Origin of the sequence: Bifidobacterium sp. UTBIF-78 (assembly GCF_006408945.1) — a bacterium.
GTDB lineage: Bacteria > Actinomycetota > Actinomycetes > Actinomycetales > Bifidobacteriaceae > Bifidobacterium > Bifidobacterium myosotis.
In genome coordinates this window covers 34,987-55,172 of the sequence record NZ_JFAO01000007.1, presented here as the reverse complement: position 1 = coordinate 55,172, position 20,186 = coordinate 34,987, and the positions used below count along the sequence as shown (strand labels likewise).

The 20,186-nt window shown below is 64.9% G+C and carries 15 protein-coding genes and 2 pseudogenes; 9 read left to right on the top strand and 8 right to left on the bottom strand.

Annotation, left to right across the window (positions count from 1 at the left end):
• Positions 1–22 precede the first annotated feature (22 nt).
• Positions 23–898, bottom strand: a complete 876-nt coding sequence (locus tag BG22_RS02585; RefSeq protein ID WP_140492865.1) for a bifunctional methylenetetrahydrofolate dehydrogenase/methenyltetrahydrofolate cyclohydrolase — start codon at positions 896–898, stop codon at positions 23–25.
• A 99-nt stretch (positions 899–997) separates the two neighbouring features.
• Between BG22_RS02585 and BG22_RS02580 the strand changes: the two genes are divergently transcribed.
• The 3 genes and pseudogenes from BG22_RS02580 to BG22_RS02570 all read left to right on the top strand — a co-directional run bounded on the left by BG22_RS02580 (position 998) and on the right by BG22_RS02570 (position 4,814).
• Entirely contained in the window at positions 998–2,209 is a 1,212-nt protein-coding gene (locus BG22_RS02580; RefSeq protein WP_140492862.1) for a metal ABC transporter solute-binding protein, read from the top strand.
• A 650-nt stretch (positions 2,210–2,859) separates the two neighbouring features.
• A pseudogene (locus BG22_RS02575) lies at positions 2,860–3,714 on the top strand (ABC transporter ATP-binding protein); the annotation flags it as partial.
• A gap of 263 nt (positions 3,715–3,977) precedes the next feature.
• Positions 3,978–4,814, top strand: coding sequence for a metal ABC transporter permease (locus tag BG22_RS02570; protein WP_140492859.1), 837 nt, complete (start codon positions 3,978–3,980; stop codon positions 4,812–4,814).
• Positions 4,815–4,888: 74 nt separating this feature from the next.
• Here the strand turns inward: BG22_RS02570 and ispF are convergent, their stop codons facing one another.
• Both ispF and BG22_RS02560 read right to left on the bottom strand, forming a co-directional pair.
• Entirely contained in the window at positions 4,889–5,413 is a 525-nt protein-coding gene (gene ispF, locus BG22_RS02565; RefSeq protein WP_140492856.1) for a 2-C-methyl-D-erythritol 2,4-cyclodiphosphate synthase, read from the bottom strand.
• Between the two features lie 159 nt (positions 5,414–5,572).
• Positions 5,573–6,166: a CarD family transcriptional regulator gene (locus BG22_RS02560; protein ID WP_094667636.1), complete on the bottom strand. Its 594-nt coding sequence runs from the start codon at positions 6,164–6,166 to the stop codon at positions 5,573–5,575.
• A gap of 179 nt (positions 6,167–6,345) precedes the next feature.
• Here BG22_RS02560 and glgB point away from each other — a divergent pair, with 179 nt between their 5' ends.
• The 4 genes and pseudogenes from glgB (at position 6,346) to BG22_RS02540 (ending at position 10,992) form a co-directional block, all read left to right on the top strand.
• Positions 6,346–8,598 carry a 1,4-alpha-glucan branching protein GlgB gene (gene glgB, locus BG22_RS02555; RefSeq protein ID WP_140492853.1) on the top strand — a complete coding sequence of 751 codons (2,253 nt, stop codon included), beginning with the start codon at positions 6,346–6,348 and terminating at the stop codon, positions 8,596–8,598.
• A 39-nt stretch (positions 8,599–8,637) separates the two neighbouring features.
• Positions 8,638–9,360 carry a response regulator transcription factor gene (locus BG22_RS02550; RefSeq protein WP_094667638.1) on the top strand — a complete coding sequence of 241 codons (723 nt, stop codon included), beginning with the start codon at positions 8,638–8,640 and terminating at the stop codon, positions 9,358–9,360.
• An 85-nt stretch (positions 9,361–9,445) separates the two neighbouring features.
• Positions 9,446–10,514, top strand: a pseudogene (locus tag BG22_RS02545) (sensor histidine kinase).
• Between the two features lie 100 nt (positions 10,515–10,614).
• Positions 10,615–10,992 carry a LexA family transcriptional regulator gene (locus BG22_RS02540; protein WP_140492847.1) on the top strand — a complete coding sequence of 126 codons (378 nt, stop codon included), beginning with the start codon at positions 10,615–10,617 and terminating at the stop codon, positions 10,990–10,992.
• On the opposite strand, the gene BG22_RS02535 is transcribed toward BG22_RS02540, so the two are convergent.
• Both BG22_RS02535 and BG22_RS02530 read right to left on the bottom strand, forming a co-directional pair.
• Entirely contained in the window at positions 10,905–11,756 is an 852-nt protein-coding gene (locus BG22_RS02535; RefSeq protein ID WP_140492844.1) for a ComF family protein, read from the bottom strand. The two genes, BG22_RS02540 and BG22_RS02535, sit on opposite strands and share 88 nt — an antisense overlap.
• 10 nt (positions 11,757–11,766) lie before the next feature.
• Positions 11,767–12,561 carry an HAD-IIB family hydrolase gene (locus BG22_RS02530; RefSeq protein ID WP_140492841.1) on the bottom strand — a complete coding sequence of 265 codons (795 nt, stop codon included), beginning with the start codon at positions 12,559–12,561 and terminating at the stop codon, positions 11,767–11,769.
• Between the two features lie 166 nt (positions 12,562–12,727).
• Between BG22_RS02530 and BG22_RS02525 the strand changes: the two genes are divergently transcribed.
• Entirely contained in the window at positions 12,728–13,090 is a 363-nt protein-coding gene (locus BG22_RS02525) for a metallopeptidase family protein (RefSeq protein WP_169834081.1), read from the top strand.
• Between the two features lie 4 nt (positions 13,091–13,094).
• Here BG22_RS02525 and BG22_RS02520 read toward each other — a convergent pair whose 3' ends face one another.
• From BG22_RS02520 to BG22_RS02510, 3 genes are all read right to left on the bottom strand, one after another.
• Entirely contained in the window at positions 13,095–14,636 is a 1,542-nt protein-coding gene (locus BG22_RS02520) for a DUF5719 family protein (RefSeq protein ID WP_140492835.1), read from the bottom strand.
• Entirely contained in the window at positions 14,633–17,728 is a 3,096-nt protein-coding gene (locus tag BG22_RS02515; RefSeq protein WP_140492832.1) for a glycosyltransferase family 2 protein, read from the bottom strand. The genes BG22_RS02520 and BG22_RS02515 overlap by 4 nt, the downstream gene beginning before the upstream one ends.
• Positions 17,729–18,064: 336 nt before the next feature.
• Positions 18,065–18,370 (bottom strand): WhiB family transcriptional regulator, encoded by a 306-nt coding sequence (locus BG22_RS02510; RefSeq protein WP_094667645.1) that lies wholly within the window; start codon positions 18,368–18,370, stop codon positions 18,065–18,067.
• Positions 18,371–18,647: 277 nt separating this feature from the next.
• Between BG22_RS02510 and BG22_RS11045 the strand changes: the two genes are divergently transcribed.
• Positions 18,648–20,180, top strand: a complete 1,533-nt coding sequence (locus tag BG22_RS11045) for an LCP family protein (protein WP_258186171.1) — start codon at positions 18,648–18,650, stop codon at positions 20,178–20,180.
• The last annotated feature ends 6 nt before the right edge of the window (positions 20,181–20,186 follow it).

The following is a 20,186-nucleotide window of genomic DNA, read 5'->3' as shown; positions in this document are numbered from 1 at the left end:
AGCGGTCAATTCCAAGGAACGCTTACAGCGAGCGCTCGGCCATTTCGACTACGTTGGCGAGGAGCATGGCACGGGTCATGGGGCCCACGCCGCCGGGGTTGGGCGTGTAGGCGGAGGCCTTGTCGTAGCAGGCCTTGTCCACGTCGCCCTTGATGCGGTAGCGTCCGGCCTCCTCATCGAAGACGCGGCTGACGCCGACGTCGACCAGCACGGCACCCTCCTTGATCTTGTCCGGCGTCACGAATCCGGCCGAACCCATCGCGGCCACAATGACGTCGGCCCGGCGCATATGGTCCGTCACGTCGCGTGTGCCGGTGTGGCACAGCGTCACCGTGGCGTTGACGGCGTTGCGCGTGAGCAACAGGCCGATGGTACGCCCGATCGTGATGCCCCGGCCGAGCACGCACACCTCCTTGCCGTTCAGATCGATGTCGTAGGCGTCCAGCAGCTCGATCACGCCGCGAGGAGTGCACGGCAGCGGCGTGGTGATGTCTCCACGCACATGCAGCACCAATTCGCCGAGATTGTACGGATGCATGCCGTCGGCATCCTTGGCCGGGTCGATAAGGTCGATGATGGCGTTCTGGTCGATGCCGCGAGGCAACGGCAATTGCACGATGAATCCGGTGCAGGCGGGGTCCTCGTTGAGTTCGCGCACCGCGTCCGCGATCTCGTCGAACGAGGCTGTGGCGGGTAGGTCCTTCCTCACCGAATTGATGCCCACCTCGGCGCAATCGGCGTGCTTGCCGGCCACGTATCTGAGCGAGCCGAGGTCCTCGCCCACCAGCAGCGTGCCCAGACCCGGCACCACTCCTTGGGCCTTGAGTTTCGCCACACGTTCGGCAAGGTTGGCCTTGATCTCGGCCGCCACCTTCTTGCCGTCGATTTTTGTGGACATCGTTATCCTTCCTGTCAGGATTCGGTGATTATTCGCAACGATAGGCTACTGTTGAAACAAGTCAGTTTTGTTTCGACGGCTCAATGAAGAAGGCATGCCATGGGGATTCGCTTCACTCGATTCGCACGGTTCGCGGCAGCGACCGTGAGCGTTGTTCTGCTGTGCGCCACCGCCGCCTGCGGTGCCGACAATTCCGCGCCGGCCGAGACGGAAACCGAGCCGGACACCACCACCGAGGCCACCGGGCCGATCACCGTCGTGGCTTCCATCAACCAGTGGGGCTCCCTGGCCGCCGAGCTGGGCGGCGACGACGTCGAAGTCACCTCCATCGTGAGCTCCACCAACGTGGACGCCCACGATTTCGAGCCGAAGACCTCGGATGTGGCCAAACTTTCCAAGGCCCAGGTCGTGGTGGCCAACGGCGCCGGATACGACTCATGGGCCACCAAGTCGCTTTCCAAGTCCACAACCCTCGTTTCCGCCGCATCCGTGGTGGGTGCGGTGGAGGGAGACAATCCACACCTATGGTTCTCCAAGGACGCCCGTTCCGGCATGGCCACCGCAATCACCGAAGCTTACGTCAAGGAGCTGCCGAGCAAGAAGGCGGACTTCCAGCAGCGGCTCAAGGATTGGCAGGACGGCGAGAAGCAGCTGGATTCCTGGACCGCGGACTTCACCAAGTCCCACGAAAACCTCACCTATGCGGCGACCGAACCCGTCGCCTACTACCTCATGGCCGATCTTGGCTTCGAGGACGCCACACCCAAGGGCTACACACAGTCGCAGGCCTCCGGCGGCGAGGCCGCACCGGCCGATCTGCAATCGTTCCAGAAGATCATCGAGGGACGCAAGGTGGACGTGCTCATCAACAACACGCAGGAAGCCAGTGATGCGACCAATATGATCACGGGTACGGCCGGCCGCTCCGACGTGCCGGTGGTCGGCGTCACCGAGCAGATGCCGTCCGACGTCCAGACACTGGATGCATGGATCAACCAGCTCATCAACACCATCATTGACGCGGTCGACCCCAGCTATGGTTGCGAGGCCGGCACCGATGACGACACGTCCGCGGATGAATCCGACGACACCGCCGAGCCAAGCGACGGCAACAGTACGGATTCCAAGGACGGCACGTCCGACGACAACACAAACGACGATCCCGCATCGCAGAAGTACATCCGCCTGTGCAAGGCATCCTCCGGCACTTCCACAGGCAACGGCTCGGACGCGGACAGTACCGACGACTCCGGCACATCGTCCGACACACAGGTGCCGTCCAACGCCGGACAGCCCGACCCCGGCAAGTAGGCATCGCCAGTAGCTATCAGCCTTCAGGCTTGCAACAGCCGGAAAAACCCGAAACCCCTCATTGGGGCGACGCCTGGAGCGTTTTGCCGTCGGTTACGGGCCAAGGTGTGCCCCCGGAACTCAAATTCACGTTGATTTGGGCTGCGGGGGCACACCCCTATTACGGGTCGAATTACCACCTTGGCCAAGAATGGCGGAATCATGCGGTTTTTCGATTATGACCGTGTGCCCCCGCAGCTCAAAAGCGTATGAAAAACAGCTACCGGGGCAATGGCTGTGCCCCCGAAGACCGATTCGTGGTCCAAATCAGCTGCGGGGGCACGGTTTCGTGCCACACAAGCCCAAAAACGATGCAATGGACGCTACGGGGGCAATACACATACGCTTCGCGCATCCACAGTGCAGTCTGACAGTGCGGCCCGGCACCCTCAATTGGAGCGGCTCACCATCGCGGAACACCATCGTGGTATTCCACTGGAACACCGTCGAGGACGTTGTCGTTACGCACCATCGTGGAATACCACGCGATTCCGTAGCGAGACTCCACGACGACGCACCGTAACGAACGACCGCACATTCCCGTTGCGCCAATCTCCACCACCCTCGATATTGAGAACGATTGTCAGCATCGTTTGTGATAATCGTGCGACGTGAGTGAATCATCCGATTGCATCGTCTTCAAAGACGCCGCCGTACGCCGCGGCGATCGCGTCATCTGGCAGCATGGCACCTTCGCCATCCCCTCCGGCTCGGTCACCGCCATAGTCGGCACCAACGGCACCGGCAAAACCACCATGATGAAGGCCGAACTCGGCCTCCTTCCGCTGGCCGCCGGCACACTGACCGTTCTTGGACGCCCCGCCGGCGAGCGCAACGCACAGATCGGCTACGTACCGCAAAGCTACGCCTCGGACATCGACTCCAACCTCACCGCCGAACAGTCGGTGCTGTTGGGACTGACCGGCACGCGGTTCGGCATCCACCCGGTCACCAAGGCGCAGCGAGCCAAGGTGCGTGAGGCGATGGAGTTCATCGGCATCGCGGACAAGGCCAAGTACCGCCTTTCCGAGCTATCCGGCGGCCTGCGCCAGCGTGTGGCCATCGCCCAGGCGCTTGTATGCGATCCGAAGCTGCTGATGCTGGACGAGCCGCTCGCCAATCTCGATCTGGCAAGCCAGCGCGCCACCGTGCATGTGCTCGCCAAGCTCAACCGCGAACTCGGCATGACCATCCAGGTGGTCGCACACGATCTGAATATGCTGCTGCCGATTCTGACCGGCGCCGTATACCTTTTGGACGGGCACCCCCACTACGCGGATATGGGCAAGGTGCTCGATTCCACATTGCTCACCCATCTGTACGGCACGCAGGTGCAGGTGGTCACCACGCCGCAGGGCGACATGTTCGTGACTCCCACGCCGGACGAGCCGCGCGATCAGGTGCAGGACATGCACACGGTCGCGGAGGTGGCCCAGATGCACCACCATGTATCCGGAGAGCGGCATGATGCACAGCCCACCGTCGTCCCCGGCAATGCCGATGACGGCCTGCAACGCGCTACTGGTGTTTCGCAGAATCCCGCGCATGATCATGTCCACGTCAATCACGGCGACGGCCCGGACAACACCGTCACCGACGACGCCAGTGGCACTGACGGAAGCGGTCGAGCTGGCGGCACCGGCCGACCCCGGCCAAACAGCAACACCAATCCTCAACTCGACGGCCACAACAGCCACGACGACCGCGACGCCGGAAAGGACGGCAGGTGATGAGCACCATCGATTTCTCCTTCGATCCCGAATGGATGGGCACCCTCACCGCTCCATTCATGACCAACGCCTTCGCGGCCGGACTGTTCATCGCGCTGGCCGCCGGCGTGATGGGATACTTCACCATCGCGCGTCATTCGACCTTCGCCGCGCATGCACTGGCCCATATCGGACTGCCAGGAGCGACGGGCGCCGTGTTGCTGGGTCTTCCGGTCTCGCTGGGCATGGGCGTGTTCGCCTTGGGCGGCGCACTGGTCATCGGCGCATTGGGCAAGCGCGTCTCCGAACGTGAGATCGCCACCGGCACGGTGCTGGCGTTCGCGACCGGCCTGGGTCTGTTCTTCGCAAGACTTTCCAGCTCCGCATCCCAGCAGATGCAGTCGATTCTGTTCGGGTCGATTCTGACCATCACCACCGATCAGATCATCGGTTTCGCCATATTCGACGCACTCCTGCTGGTGCTGTTGGCCGTGATCTACCGTCCGCTGCTGTTCAGCTCGCTGGATGAGCAGGTGGCACAGGCCAAGGGCGTGCCGATCGGGCTGATGAACGTGGCGTTCATGGCCATCATGGCCGGCGTGATCACCATCGCCGTACCGGCCGTGGGCACGTTGCTCATCTTCGCATTGGTCATCACCCCGGCCGCGACCGCCAACATCCTTGTGGGTTCGCCGTTCAAGGCGATGGTCATCGCCAGCGTGCTGTGTCTGGTCTCAATCTGGCTCGGGCTGGTGTTGTCCGCGATGTTCCCCGCTCCCCCGAGCTTCATCATCGTCACGATTTCGACGTTGTTCTGGGCCATCGCCAAAGCCGTTGCATCGCTGAAATCACGGTGACAGCCGGTTTCGTTCCTGATTATTACGATCCGACAGCTGCAATTCGAAAAACCGCAATCTGATAATCGCCGCTATCACACCGGCCGTACCAAGGCCGTGGCGATGGCGGCGATGCCCTCACCACGGCCAGTGAAGCCCATATGGTCGGTGGTGGTCGCGGTCACGGAGACCCGACATCCCATCGCCTCGGACAACGCGGCCTCCGACTCGGCACGGCGAGTGCCGATCTTGGGACGATTGCCGATGATGGCCACGGAAGCCGAGGATGGCTCATAGCCGTGGTTGCGCACGAACGCGACGGTCTCCCGCAGCATCTCGCAGCCGTGCATGCCGGCACCGTGCGCCCCTGCGCCCACGCCGAACAGGGAACCGATATCGCCTAGCCCCGCAGCGGAGAGCACCGCATCAATCAGGGCATGGGCGGCCACATCGCCGTCGGAATCCCCTTCGATGCCCTCGTACCGGGCGGCCTGAACGGCATCCGCGTCTTCCGGCACGGACCAGTGCAGTCCGGCCAGCCACAAGGGTCGACTGGACCCCGGCTCGGCGAACCGGTGCGCGTCGAATCCTTGCCCGATCAACAGATTGTCGTTGGCCATGCGTGCCTCCCTCCGATTGCATTGTCCTTCCGCATCACACCGGAATGTCCGGCGACGGGATAACAACAAAGACTATGCTAACCCGACTCAGCATGCCGATACCGGTCGGACAGGCCAAAACAAAACCCCGGTCCGTCTCAGGCGGAACCGGGGTGACAATCACTTCTTCTTGGATTTCTTCTGGGACTCGATGCGGGCCAGCGTATCGGCGGCGGCCTCCTCGGGCTCCTCGGTGTGGTGCTTCTCATCGCCGGGCTGGGCGGGCTCGTAGCCGAGATTCACGTCAAGCAGGCGCTGGGCATCGGTCTCGTCGATCTTCTCGGACAGCGCTATCTCGGAGGTGAGGATGGAACGGGCCTTGGTGAGCATGCGCTTCTCACCGGCGGACAGGCCGTGCTCGTCCACATCGCGCTGGGCGAGGTCGCGCACCACTTCGGCGATCTTGTTCACGTCGCCGGTGGCGATCTTCTCGACGTTCAGCTTGTATCGACGGGACCAGTTCATCTCCTTCTCGACAATCGGCGTGCGCAGGATCTCGAAGACCTTGGCCACCTCGGATGCGGAGACGATGTCACGGACGCCCACCTTCTTGGCGTTCTCGACCGGAACGTTGATCACCAAACCATCGGAGGACAGCACAGACAGCTGCAGATACTGCCGGGTCACCCCTTTGACGGTCCGCTCGGTGATGGCCTCCACCTTGGCTGCACCATGACGCGGATAGACGACCATATCGCCGACTTTGTAAGACATGTACCCTCCGAGAACCGATCGGCTTACACACAAAAACTCGAATAATTATGCCAGATACCCCGGACCTTGCCCCTGAGAGCGCTCACAGTGGGTGGGAATAGATAAAAAGCGCGTGAATTCGCCATTTTCCGACGCGCCAATGTCGCGTTTCCCCTGTAGGCGCATATACACTTTGGGGCATGGCTACAGAAACGCACATCAAGGAAGATACCGCCACCGTACCAGTCGCCACCGGCGACCTCGATGCGGTAAGCAACGCTGAATTCTACAACCCCCATGCTGTTCTGGGAGGTCATCTCGGCACCGGCAAGCACGCCGATACCGTCACCATCCGCACGCTGCGCCCGCTCGCCAAGGCGGTGACCGTCCTGACCCAGGACGGCAACTACCCGATGCGCCACGAGCACAACGGAGTGTTCGTCGCGACCCTGCCCGCAGCGGGCACCCCCGACAAGCCCGAAATCCCCGACTATCGCATCCGCACCGAGTGGGAGACGGGCGAACTCATCATCGAGGACGACCCGTACCGCTACCTGCCCACGCTCGGCGACATGGACACCTACCTGTTCGGCGAGGGCCGCCACGAGAGGCTGTGGGAAGTGCTCGGCGCGCATGTGCTGCGCTACGACGACCCGATGGGCGGCGCCGATGGACGCCCGGGCCAGGTGGTGGGCACCTCGTTCTCCGTGTGGGCGCCGAATGCCCACGCCGTGCGCGTGGTGGGCGATTTCAACGATTGGGACGGCCATCGCCATGCCATGCGATCGCTCGGCTCCTCCGGCGTGTGGGAGATCTTCATCCCCGGCGTGGCCGCAGGCGAACACTACAAGTTCCAGATTCTCAACGCCAACCATCAGTGGGTGATGAAGGCCGACCCGATGGAGCGCCAGCACGAGGTGCCGCCGAACACGGCCTCCATCGTGACCGAGTCGCACTACGAATGGCAGGACGACGCCTGGATGGAGCACCGCCGCACCACCGAGCCGACCGCCGGCCCGGTCTCCATCTACGAGGTGCACGCCTCCAGCTGGCGCCATGGCCTGACCTACCGCGAACTGGCCAAGCAGCTCGTGGAATACGTCAAGCAGGAGGGCTTCACCCATGTGGAGTTCATGCCGCTGGCCCAGCACCCGTTCTCCGGCTCCTGGGGCTATCAGGTGACCGGTTACTACGCCGTGGACTCCCGTCTGGGCTCCCCCGATGACTTCCGCTTCCTGGTGGACAGCCTGCATCAGGCCGGCATCGGTGTGATCATGGACTGGGTGCCCGCCCACTTCCCGAAGGACGCGTTCGCGCTCGGACGTTTCGACGGCACCCCGCTGTACGAGGACCCGGACCCGCTGCGCGGCGAGCACCCGGACTGGGGCACCTACGTGTTCAACTTCGGGCGTCACGAGGTGCGCAACTTCCTCGTGGCCAACGCCCTGTTCTGGCTTGAGGACCTGCATATCGACGCCCTGCGCGTGGATGCCGTCAGCTCCATGCTCTACCTCGACTACAGCCGCGAGCCCGGCCAGTGGAGGCCGAACATCTACGGCGGCCGCGAGAACCTGGAGGCCATCGACTTCCTCAAGGAGGCCACGGCCACGGCATACAAGAACAACCCGGGCATCATGATGATCGCCGAGGAGTCCACCGCATGGCCGGGCATCACCGCGCCCACGAGCGCCGGCGGCATCGGCTTCGGCCTCAAGTGGAACATGGGCTGGATGCACGATACGCTTGAGTACCTGCACGAGGAGCCCATCAACCGCAAGTGGCACCACAACGAGATCACCTTCTCGATGGTGTATGCCTACTCCGAGCACTACGTGCTGCCCATCAGCCACGACGAGGTCGTGTACGGCAAGGGCTCGCTCTACGGCAAGATGCCGGGCGACGGCTGGCAGAAGCTGGCCGGCGTGCGTTCCCTGTTCGCCTACCAGTGGGCGCACCCGGGCAAGAAGCTCTCCTTCATGGGCAACGAGCTGGCCCAGTGGGGCGAGTGGGATCACAACGCATCCATCGACTGGGACTGCCTCAACTGGGAGGAGCACCGCCGTATCCAGCGCTTCGTCGCCGACCTCAACGCCTTCTACAAGGCCAATCCGGCGCTGTGGAGCCAGGACTTCGACCCGGCGGGCTTCCAGTGGCTCACCAGCGACGACGGCGACCACAACACGTTGAGCTTCCTGCGCATCGGTTCCAAGGGCGAGACGTTGGCCGTGGTGGTCAACTTCTCGGGCGAGGCCTGGTCCGACTATCAGGTGGCGCTGCCCACCGGCGGCAAGTGGACCGAGGTGTTCACCACCGACGACGCCAAGTACGGTGGTTCCGACATCCACAACGGCACGGTGGAGGCGGTCGAGGGTGAGTACCATTCCCGCCCGTACTCCGCGAACATCACCGTTCCCGCCCTCGGGGTTGTATTCTTGAAGCCGGAAGAGGACTGATAGAGGGCAACCACCGAAAAGGACAAAGGAACCGGTTTTATGCTCAATACCACAGCGCGTCAGAATACGACACCGCACACGGTGCTGGTGGTCGAGGACGAGCCCACGCTCGCCACGGCCATCGCCCAGCGCATCACCGCTGAGGGATGGACCGCCCGTGTGGCCGGCGACGGCGCCTCCGCCGTGCAGGCGGCCACGCAGCTCCGCCCCGATCTGGTGATCATGGACATCATGCTTCCGGTGATGGACGGTCTCGAGGCCACCAAGCGCATCGTGGCCGAACGTCCCGTGCCGGTGTTGATTCTGACCGCCCGTGACGACGAGGCGGACAAGGTGATCGGCCTTGGCGCCGGAGCCGATGACTACATGACCAAGCCGTTCTCGATGCGCGAGCTCATCGCCCGCTGCAAGGCGCTGCTGCGCCGCGTGGAGCGGGCCAAGGTGATCGCCAAGAACTCCGAGAACGAGAAGATCCTCGATTTCGGTTCGATGGTGATCGACCCGGCCCAGCGCATCGTGACGGTCGATGGCCAGCAGGTGCATCTGACCCCGACGGAATTCGACCTGCTGGCCACGCTGGCCCGCCGACCGAAGTCCGTGCTCACCCGCGAGAAGCTGCTCGAGGAGGTCTGGGACTGGGTGGATGCCTCCGGCACCCGCACGGTGGACAGCCACGTCAAGGCGCTGCGTCACAAGCTCGGCGCGGACACCATCCGCACCGTGCACGGTGTGGGCTACGCCTTCGAGCCGCCGGCCAAGTAGTCTAGGCAAGTAGTTCCAGACAGGTAGCCCAGACCCGACAGGCTCCCAATCATCCTCGGCATACGGTTCGGATATATTCGGACGTATGCCGAAACAACAACCCAAGCGCCGACTTGGTGTGCTGCGCAAGTACACCAAGTCGGTTGATTTTTTCTCCTCGCTCAAACTCGAGCTGAGCTCCCTGATCGTGATCGCCACCGCCATCGCGTTCGCGATGTGCTGGTTTCTGCTCAAATACGGCTGGTCGGGATGGATCGCCATGCCGCTGACCCTGGTGGTGGCCCTCGGCATCACCTACGTGTTCTCCCGCGGCATCACCGCTCCCCTGCGCCAGATGCGCGACGTGGCCGAGGCGATGGCCGAGGGCGACTACACCGTGCGCGTGGACATCGATCAGGACCGCCACGACGAAGTGGGACAGCTTGCGCGCTCCTTCAATGAGATGGCGGGCGAGCTCGAGCACGCGGACAAGATGCGCCGCGACCTGATCGCCAATGTGAGCCACGAGCTGCGCACTCCCGTCTCCGCGCTGCAGGCCATGGTGGAGAACATGGCCGACGGCGTCACCGAGCCCACCCCGGCCAACCTCGAAGGCATCCTGACCCAGACCAAACGTCTGTCCGATCTCATCGCATTCCTGCTCGACCTGAGCCGCATGGAGGCCGGCGCCGCCAGCCTGAACATCGAGAAGTTCAATTTCGCCGACTTCCTTGACGAGACCATCGAACCGCTGGAGATCGCCGACGGCGGACATGCCCACGACATTCTGGTCCATGTGCCCGCCGATATCTCGATGGAAGGTGATCAGGACCGTCTGCGCCAGCTGTTCACCAACATCATCGCCAACGCGCTCAAGCATTCGGCCGATGGCACCACCGTGCTGGTCGAGGCGCGCGAGGACCGCGACATGGGCACCGTGGTGACCAATGTGGTCAATTACGGCTCGCAAATCGCCCCTTCGGATCGTTCCAGCATTTTCCGCCGATTCGTCAAGGGCAAGACCGGCCCCGGCACCGAATCGGGCGGCACCGGGCTGGGCCTGTCCATCGCGTTGTGGGCGGCGCAGCTGCACGGCGGCACCGTCAAGGTGGTGGATGACGAGCGCGGCGCGGACTTCGAAATCACGCTGCCCCAAGTACCACATCGCCGAATAACCATGAATAACCACGAATAGTCGCAAGTAGGCGCGGATAGTCGCGGGATATGCACCTCACATACTATAATCGAACATACGTTCGAGAGAAGTGGGACCGTATGAATCAGCAGCCATGGGTGGTGTCACCGACGTTGTTCGTCGTACAGATGGCCGGTCATGCCATGCGGGACGCCGGCATCGCGAATGGCGACCTGCTCATCGTGGACCGGTCGAAGGCGCCCGCACCCGGCGACGTGGTGGTGGCTGTGCTGGACGGCGAGCTGGCGGTCAAACGGCTGGTTGCGGCAGGCGCGCATCTGGTGCTGCATGCCGAGAATCCCGCGTATCCGGATTACATCCCGGACGACTGTGCGCCGCCGCCTATCTGGGGCGTGGTCGTGAGTGTGATTCATGCGTTGCGTGACGGCGAATACCCATCCCCGCCGGCCTCCTCTTCGCCGCCTTCGCCGTCCCCGCGATGGGAGGCCACCGCCTGAGCCAGCGCCAACGCGCCGACCGGCAGTGCGCCGGCGTGTCGCAGCACGTCCGTGCACTGCCTCAGCGTGGAGCCGGTGGTGATGATGTCGTCCACCAGCAGCACCGGGGCACCTTGCAGTGATGCGCCGGGCGCCACAGCGATATGACCGCCGATACGCTGGGCGCGCTGGGCCGCAGAAATCTGCTGCACCGAACGACCGCCTCCCGCGGTGCTCACCAGCGCCAGGGACGTGCGGGACGGAATCCCGGCCTCACACAGCGCCTCGGACAACGCACGGACCAGCGGCATCAGATGGCGTCTGCCACGACGCCGCATGGAGGCCGGCGACGAAGGCGCCGGAACCACCAGCACCGGTCGCCGCGGGTCCGGACCGCAAACAGGCATCGCCGTTATCTCCGGCATCGCCGCCATAGTCGCCATCAGCCCCGACCGGGCCAACGTGGCGACCAGAATCCGTGCGAACGGGCCGTCAAGCTCGACATCGTCATGGTCCTTCCAGTCGAGAATGCAACGCCGCACCACGCCTTGATATATGGCGGCCGCATAGGCCATGCCCGACAGACTGCCCTGTAGTTCGCGCCCATAACACCGGTCGAACAGCGCACGGCAATCGTCGCAGAGTACGGCGTCCGGGGCGTCGCAGCCGGCGCAGCCCCGCGGCAGCACTACATCGCGCACCGAACGGCACAACGCCACCAGAGCGCCATCACTCCCCCGCCATCCGGCTCCGGCACGCCGACCGTCGGCCCGTGCGGCATCCATGTCCGCGCGCCTATGGCAGACGCGCCAACAGCGCATCCATCAGGCCAAGCGCATCCTCGGGATCGGTGACGCTCACGCCCCTCGCCCCCGCCTCGACCGCCGGATAGTCATTGCCTCCGGGCGTCATGCGATCGCCGGTGAAGAGGATGTCCCACGCCTCGATGCCGAGTGCGGAGGCGAGCTGCCGGACGGCATAGGCCTTGTCCATGCCGTTGAGGCTCACGTCCACGCTGGAATACCCTCCGGAGCGCACCTTGAGGTCGGGCAGGTCGGCCCGCACGGCTTCGGCGAGCGCCTGCTTCTTCCGGTTGTCCGGGTCCCATTGGCGTTTGACCTCCACCGGCGCGTACTGGCCGTGGGCGGAGAAGGTGATCTGGCTGCCGCGGTTCTCGATGCGCGGCCCCCATACGCGCTCCTCCCACAGCCCCAGTTCCTTGGCGTGGCGTTCCAGACTGGATTCGACCGTGGCGACGGTGTCCGGGTCCAGATCATGGGAGTAGACCAACGCCCATGCCGAACCGTTCCAACGGTAGTATCGCGAGCCGGATGTGGGCATGACGTGCAGATGGGTGCGGTCGGCGGTCCCGTCGAGCACATCCAGCACCTGCGACGTGACGACGTCCATGCTGCCGCCGGAGATCAGGGCCACTTCGGCCCGTGCGGTCAATGCGCTGAACCGTTCGATCATGGCGGGTTTCATCGGCTGTTTGGAGCTGGCCAGCGTGTTGTCCAGATCAAAGCCGTACACCTTGGCCGTACGGCATAGTTCATCCATATCGCATGCGGTCCACGAGCGCACCTTCATCCGTCCGTGTCCTCCTTAGGCAAAGTTTCCCCGTGCACCAATGGTAACGCAAATCGTCGCTGGCGGCGCATGTCCGTCGCCTTGTCCTATGGTGGGAACCATGCTTCAACCGCCTTGGAACGCCCGCGTGTACCGGAATCGGCATGGACGCGGCACCCGCACCCCGATGTTCGGCACCCGTCTGCCCCGCTACCGCACCCGTACCGGCATGTTCGACGACATGGTGGCCGCGCAGGTGCGCAGGCTCGGCGAGGCGTGGCCTCAGCTGGTGCGTCCGCTGCAGTTCGCCGTGGAGGATGTGCCACCCTCCGATCCCACGCCGTGGCAGACCGAGCCGAATCTGACCTCGCAGTGCTTCCCGGCGAGCCATGGGATTCCGGCGCGCGTCGTGCTCTACCGCATGCCGTTGCAGACCGAGGCCCCCACCAAGATGGAGCTCCAGCTGGCGATTCGCGACGAACTGGTGTCACGGATCGCTGAACTGTACGGGCGTCGTCCGGAGGAGATCGACCCCGACTGGGGGCTGTGAGGGTTTATCGCACGATGGAGGAATCGTTGCGGGCCCAGATATGGGCGGTCGCCGGCATCAGCGGCGTCGCCCCGATGGCGGCCAGACCGGCCACTTTCCCGTCGCCCAGCTTGTCACGGGTGAACCGCACGCCCCATCCAACGTGCTTGGACTGGTCCTCGACGAGGATCACGGCTGCGTCAGCATCGTCGGAGCCCAGCTCCGAGGCCGGAATGGACGTGCCGGCGTTGGCCCCAAGCTTGACCTCGCGGCTCTTGAGCGCGTTGCCCTTGGCATCGTACGCATGCACGGTGGCGCTGGTCTCCGTATTGGCGAGATTGGCCAGCGTGACGGTGCCGGTGACGCCGTCCGGCAGGGTCAGTCCGGAGAATTCCACGGCGGCACCGGCGTTGATGAGCGCGAAGTCGGCCTGACCGTCATCACCCGAACGGGTCGTCTTGGCGGTCAGGAACAGCTTGTCTTCGGCGCTGGAGACGAGGCCGAGCGCATCTTTCGGCGCATCGCCGAGATCCACGACCGACACCTTGCCGGCGTTCACGGTGAGGTCCTTGGCCTCGACGAGACCGTGCCCCGTAATCCATGACAGGGTGGTTTTGGTATCGGCATCGGCGAACAGATAGGCTGTGACGGCATCGCCCTCGCGGATCGAGGGAACCACCGAGGCATTGGAGGCGGTGCCGAGCGGCGTGGCGAAGTCGGAGCCCTTGGATGTCAGACCGTCCATGGACACCACACGGACCACGGCGGAGACCGGCGTCTCCTTGCTGGAGACCGTCACGTACAGACCATTCTGGTTGCTGGCCGCCGCGGACAGCTCCAGCATCCCCTCACCCGAGGCCGGTACGACCAGCGAGGATTGCGTGGACAGGGTGAGTCTGCTGGCCGCCGTGGTTCCCCATACGGCGATATCGACCGTGGTCGGTTTGGTGGAGGGGTTGGCGACGATGAGCTGCTGCGTGGTTCCGGTGGCCGTGGAGGGCAGCAGGAACGACTCGCGCAACGCCGTGGTGACGCAGGATGCAGCGGAGACGCCCTTGAGATCGCCTTCCGACGCCCACGATGCGATGGCCCCGGCCGTGCCCGTGCCGGTCTGCGCCGTGAGCATGCGGGTGTCGAGGAGGCGAGAGCCCTGATCGATCGCCTCGGATGCGGTCTTCACGTCGTCCTCGTCGGTGGCGTCCGCATCCTTGAGCGCGACGGAATCCGAGGAGGACTTGCCGCCGAACACGGCTGCGGAGGCACTGTAGACCGAACCGAACGAGGCGTAGCGGGCCTGCGTGGTTAGGTCGCCGACCGTGGCCTGGAAGGCGCTGTCGCCGTAGGTTCCGGAGTCGGCGAGCGCCATGGGCGCCGGGCAGTAGGCATCCGACTGCGTGGGGCTGACGGTCCGGTCAATGGCGTTGTTGCCCGCCGCGACCTTGTCCACCCATGTCGCGGGGCCGGGCAGCACCATCAGCGCGGCGAACAGGGCTACGAGGACGATCATGGTGATCAGCCCGATGATCACGTGGGCGACGCGTCTGGGCGTGGATGCGTTTGCGCTCATGCTTCCTCCTCCAATCCGTTCACCAGTCGCCTACGGGGCAGGGCGACCAGACAGTACAGTGCGAGCACGACCGACAGGCACACCAGCCAGGCCACGCGCCAGCCGCTGCTCTGCGTGCGGCGCTGCCAAGAGGTGTCCACGTTCTGGGATTCGGCGGACCGGAGCGTGAGGCGGTAGTAGACGCCGTCATCGGTGCTCACCAGCGCCTGCGTGCCGTCCGATGCGGCGATGTTGGCATTCAATTGCTCATAGGGCGTGGCCGTGGCTGCGGATTCGCCGTCCGAGACCACGTAGATGCCGCCGAAGCCCAGACCGGAGATGGTGGCGATGGCCTGCTCGTCCGGGTTCGACAGCAGCGTGGCGCACGCCTGGGCGAGCGCGCTGTCGATGGCGTCGTGTTCGCCGTTCACGAGTCGCGCACGCTGGGCGGGTGAACTGTCGATGAGATCGCCGCGTGAAGTGCGCATCACGGCGTAATCGACGGCGTTACGGGTCTGCGCGCTGATGGCCAGCACCCGGTGATCGGCGCCCGAGGACAGGTAATCCGTGGTGACCATGGGCAGGCCCGCGCGGGACATGGCAAGCCCGCCATCGCGGTGTCGTTCGATCCCGTACCAGCATTGCACGGCCACGCAGCACACCAGCAGAATCGACAGCAGGGCACGACCGGAGACGATGACCGGACGCAGACCGTCACGGCGCGTCGTCTCGATCTCACCGACGGCATGCAACGGGTGGAAGCGCTTGACCGCACCGCCGGCCACCAGCGACACGCAGGACAGGAGGCCGAGGATCATCAGCAGGATGCCGGGCGAGGCCGAACCGGCCACCACGCCGTCGGCATCCACCGCGATGGCCACCCGGCTGGAGACCAAGGCCAGCGCCGCGCCGCAGAGGATGACCACCCACATCAGACGCGAGGCCCTGAGCGCAAACGGCAGCACCAGCGAGGCGATGGCGAGCACGGTCATGACAAGGAACAGCACGGTGACCGCCAGATCGAGCGGATCGGCCGACAGCGGCCGCCAATCCAACGCACGGCCCGCGGCCTCAAGCAGACTCAACGCAGCCGGCGAACCGTTGACGTCGGACGACGGGGTCGTGATGTCGCCGAACAATTGGCGCCACGAGCCCAGATGGGCGTAACGGACCGCATTGACCAGCGTGGGGGCCACGGCGAAGGCGGCGGGCACGGGGATGAGCAGCAGTGTGGCCCGCTTGCGCCGGACGAACAACAGGAACGCCGGGAATGCCACGATCAAAGCCAGCAACAGCTGCGGCTCGGCGGCCACCGCGGGGATGAAGCACAGGGCGGACAGCGCGGCGGCCTGCACGGATGGGCGCGGTCTGAGCGGGTCCTCGGTGTGGTACATGCCCACGGCCCGGAACACGAATGCGAAGGCGGCGGGCAGGAACACGAGCACGGTGAGCATCGGCAGGTTCGCCTGCGCATACCAGCCGAACATGATTCCCGTGGAGGCCCACAGCAGTCCTCCCAGCACGCGGACCACATCCGAACGGGTGAAGATGCCAGCGAGCGCCCAGAACGACAATGCGGCAAGAGGAGCCGCGGCGAACAGCATCAGGGCGAGGGCGCCGCCCACATGGCCCAGCGTGACGAGCGAGGAGACCATCAGCACGAGCAGCCACGGCGTCGGCGGCGCGGGTATGCCGGTGCCGGCCCCGAACACCCACGGCGTGGTGGCGGCTTGCGCGAGCTGGTGGAAGCTGGCCCCGGTGGGCAGCAGCGCATGCGAGTACAGCGAGCCGTCCGAGAACACGGCCCGGAACACCGGCCAGTGCAGGCCCACGATGCCCGCGAATGACACGAACGCCATTATCAGCGCCCATGTCCAGCGCCGACGGATACGCGCCTTGAGATGCGCCCGTTCCAGCGGGCTGAGCAGCACCACGCCCTGCTGGGCTTCGAAGGCGTCGCGCCGGTCATGGAACTGGGTGATCTGCCGACGGTCGGCGGTGAGCACCTGCAACGAGGACATGGGCACCTTGGCCTGCTTCGCCACCAGGCGACGCGAGCGCATGGCTCCGGGAATGGAGGTCAGCGCCAACCACGGCAGGCACAACTCGGCCCACGCCTCGAACGGTTTCTTACCGAACAGCATGGCGATGGCCACGCCGAAGCTGCGGATGAGCCGCCACAGCCACACGACGATCCAGGAGGACATGGCCATGTCCGTGTACCGGTAGCGCTGGGCGGCGCGGGCCACGGCCACACCATGGCGTACGGCGTGGTCCGAGGTCAGCGCCTCGCCACCGCGCGTGCGCACGCCCTCGTAACGGGCGCGACGATGGGCGATCTCGGCGCGCGGCACGACCACCACACGGCCTCCGCTCAAGCATACGCGACGGCAGAAATCCATCGATTCGCCATAGGTGGTGAACCAGGGATTGATGCCTTTGATCCGTTGGAACTGGTTCAGGGAGACCAGTGCGCCGGCCAGGGACACGGCGAACACATCCTGCCGGCCGTCGTATTGTTCCTGGTCGGGCTCACCGTCCACCACCAGCGAGTGCACGGTGTGACGGCCGGCGTACAGACCCACGTTATGCAGTTGGGTGCCGTCCCAATCGCACTGCTTGCAGCCGAGAACGCTGGCGCCGGGCGTGTTGCGCCACGCCTCCAACAGCCGCTCCAGACAGTATGCGTCCGCAGGCCGGGAGTCGTCGTGCAGAAGCCACAACGCGCGGGTCTCGGGATTGAGTTCGGCATAGTCGAGGGCCTTGTTCACGGCATCGCCGAAGGAACGCGCGCCCTTGGCCCTGACGATGCGCACGTCGACGCGTTTGGACTGCGGCATCTCCATGACCGGGCCCGACGGCGAGGGAATCACCTCGAACGAGCTGGTGACGGGCTGGCCGGTGGCACCGGTGGCGTCGGCGATGACGATGGTGCCCGGCAGCACATTCTGTGTAAGTACGGAACGCAATGTGGCCGTCAGGAAACGGACATCCTCTTCGACGGTGATCACCGCGGCGATGCCGGCATCGACATCCTGTCGGTGGGTATACGGCCTGGATGCCATCGCTTCGGCCAACGCCTGCTGAATATCACTGTTACCTGTCGGACTCATAGACCCCCACACTAGTAGACGCCACCGCCGGGTCGGCGTGTACGGCGGCAAACCACCACATAACCACTGATTTCATCCGATTCCACCGATGGCGCCACGATTCCACCGATGGCCCAAGGCTTGTCATCCGCGAGACCCGCCGTGCCCGGACGGTCCGGGCGCATCCGTATGCCGCGCCGACGTAAAGGAGCCGTGGGAGACGTCTTGACCCACCACTCGGACTCACCACTCACCGATCCGCAACGACGCAGACGGCGTCATGCCGCAGAATCGATTGCGCAAAGGCAATTGCGCGGAGGCGATTGCGACGCCGCCGACCGACCATACGCGCACGCGTCAGGCCTGTTCGCGATGGCTTTTCTTGTAGCGGCGGCGTTCGCGCTCGCTCATGCCACCCCAGATGCCGAACCGCTCGTCATGGTCGATGGCCCATTTGAGGCACTGCTCACGGACCTCGCACTTGGCGCACACACGCTTGGCGTCACGCGTCGATCCGCCTTTTTCCGGGAAGAACGCCTCCGGGTCGGTCTGGGCGCACAACGCCTTGTGCTGCCAGGACACGTCGCCGTCCGGCTTGAACAGCCCCCATAGCGTGTTCCACTGCTCCTGCTCTTCGGCGGATTCGTCGACTACCCCCCACATGCGACTCTCCTTGCCCCAAGCATTCAATTGACGGTTTACATTACACTCATACCCTCATATTTTTGTCAAATGGTATCTCGTGTCATTACGCTGTTCAGCTGAAAACTGTGCTATACGGGGCCACTTGCCCGGATTGGCGCGATGCGCACGGCGCGTGAACGGTATTGTGCTGTTCCTGCGGAGGAACATGGCGGGCCTGCCGCGTCCGACCGCCACTGTGACAAAGTGGCTTTCAGACTATCGACGGCACATGATCTACGGCACATGGAGGAATTGCATGGCGCAGGAAACCGGTGGAGCGGAACAGCAGATCAATCCGCCGAGCTTCGTTCCCTCCGCCGACCGCCGTCCGCGCACATCGGCGGCGTCGGGCAACGCCGGTTCCACAGCCCAGCCGGCACCGACCTGGTCGTCCCGCGCGACAGGCGGTCCGCGACGTGCCGCGGATTCCGACTCCGCCGTCCCACCGGCCATCCGTCCGGCCGGCGCCCGTTCACGAAGAAGCGCGGCGCCCGCTTTCGGCGCTTCCGCCCCACATGACGCCGCCGCCGACGCCTCCGGGCAGTCTGCATCATCGGTGCCCGCCGATCGACCCGTCGCACCGCCCCCCAGCTTCTCCCCCAACGCGCGGCGCACGACCCGTCGCCTCATCCCCACAGGAGGCGACGCGACGCCGCAGAGCATCACCCCGACGCGCACCCGCCGTTCCTCGGGTTCCCCGCGCACCACGGTCCGCCCCGCAGGCGTGTCCTCGGCGACGTCCTTCCCGGCCAATGCGACGCGTCCGGCCATGCCCTCCTCGCGGGCGGCCCAAGCCCCGGTTGAAGGCGCCATGGCCGCTGTCGGCGCGCGTCCGCGCCGGCACCGCGCCGCGCACATCACCGTCGTCGCGCTGGCCGTCCTGCTGGCCGCACTGGCCGCCTCCGTCTTCGGCGCCTGGGTCTGGGTCAACGGCAAACTCAACAAGGCCGACTGGCTGACCGACACCGCGGACACCCCGCCCTCCACCTGGCTGATCCTCGGTTCGGACGAACGCGACGGTTCGACCGATTACGGCGGCGTGGACGACATCACCGGCTATCGCACCGACACGATTCTGGTGCTCACCAAGCCCAAGACCGGCGCGAGCTCCCTGATCTCCATCCCCCGCGATTCGCTGATGAACGTGGACGGCCAGTACATGAAGATCAACTCGGTGGCGCAGTTCGCCGGCTCGAAGGCGCTGGTGGGCGAGGTCGAGCAGCTCACCGGGCAGAAGATCGATCATGTGGCGCAGATCAAGTTCGGTGGCCTGCAGAACGTGGTGAACGCACTCGGCGGCGTCCAGCTCTGCTACGACCAGGACGTCCAGGACGCCTATTCCGGCCTCAACTGGCAGGCCGGATGCCATACCGCGGACGGTGCCACGGCCCTGTCCTTCTCCCGCATGCGCTACGCGGATGCGCAGGGCGATTTCGGGCGTAACGAGCGGCAGCGTCAGGTCATCGCGGCAATCGTCAAGAAGGCATCCAGCGCCCAGACACTGACGAATCCGGCCAAGGTGACCGCCGTGGCGGACGCCGGTCTGAGCTCGCTCACCGTGGACGAGCGGACCTCGCCGCTCACCTTGGTGTCGATGGCGATGGCCTTCAAGGACGCCACCGGCTCCGAAGGCATCTCGGGCAGCGTCTACTGGACTGACCCCGATTACTACGTGGATGGCGTGGGTTCGTCGGTGCTGCTGGATGACGCGAGGAACACCGAACTGTTCAGCGAACTGGCCGCCGGCACGCATGCCTCCGGCACCGTGGGCACCCTTGCCGAAGGCTGATCCCGC

Coding starts and splice junctions, on each gene's coding strand:
- BG22_RS02510 (WP_094667645.1), bottom strand. CDS start 18,370: ATGTGGGGGGTAGTCGACGAATCCGCCGAAGAGCAGGAGCAGTGGAAC.
- BG22_RS02550 (WP_094667638.1), top strand. CDS start 8,638: ATGCTCAATACCACAGCGCGTCAGAATACGACACCGCACACGGTGCTG.
- BG22_RS02530 (WP_140492841.1), bottom strand. CDS start 12,561: ATGAAGGTGCGCTCGTGGACCGCATGCGATATGGATGAACTATGCCGT.
- BG22_RS02585 (WP_140492865.1), bottom strand. CDS start 898: ATGTCCACAAAAATCGACGGCAAGAAGGTGGCGGCCGAGATCAAGGCC.
- BG22_RS02535 (WP_140492844.1), bottom strand. CDS start 11,756: ATGGATGCCGCACGGGCCGACGGTCGGCGTGCCGGAGCCGGATGGCGG.
- BG22_RS02580 (WP_140492862.1), top strand. CDS start 998: ATGGGGATTCGCTTCACTCGATTCGCACGGTTCGCGGCAGCGACCGTG.
- BG22_RS11045 (WP_258186171.1), top strand. CDS start 18,648: ATGGCGCAGGAAACCGGTGGAGCGGAACAGCAGATCAATCCGCCGAGC.
- BG22_RS02560 (WP_094667636.1), bottom strand. CDS start 6,166: ATGTCTTACAAAGTCGGCGATATGGTCGTCTATCCGCGTCATGGTGCA.
- BG22_RS02525 (WP_169834081.1), top strand. CDS start 12,728: ATGTTCGGCACCCGTCTGCCCCGCTACCGCACCCGTACCGGCATGTTC.
- BG22_RS02520 (WP_140492835.1), bottom strand. CDS start 14,636: ATGAGCGCAAACGCATCCACGCCCAGACGCGTCGCCCACGTGATCATC.
- BG22_RS02540 (WP_140492847.1), top strand. CDS start 10,615: ATGAATCAGCAGCCATGGGTGGTGTCACCGACGTTGTTCGTCGTACAG.
- BG22_RS02515 (WP_140492832.1), bottom strand. CDS start 17,728: ATGAGTCCGACAGGTAACAGTGATATTCAGCAGGCGTTGGCCGAAGCG.
- BG22_RS02570 (WP_140492859.1), top strand. CDS start 3,978: ATGAGCACCATCGATTTCTCCTTCGATCCCGAATGGATGGGCACCCTC.
- glgB (WP_140492853.1), top strand. CDS start 6,346: ATGGCTACAGAAACGCACATCAAGGAAGATACCGCCACCGTACCAGTC.
- ispF (WP_140492856.1), bottom strand. CDS start 5,413: ATGGCCAACGACAATCTGTTGATCGGGCAAGGATTCGACGCGCACCGG.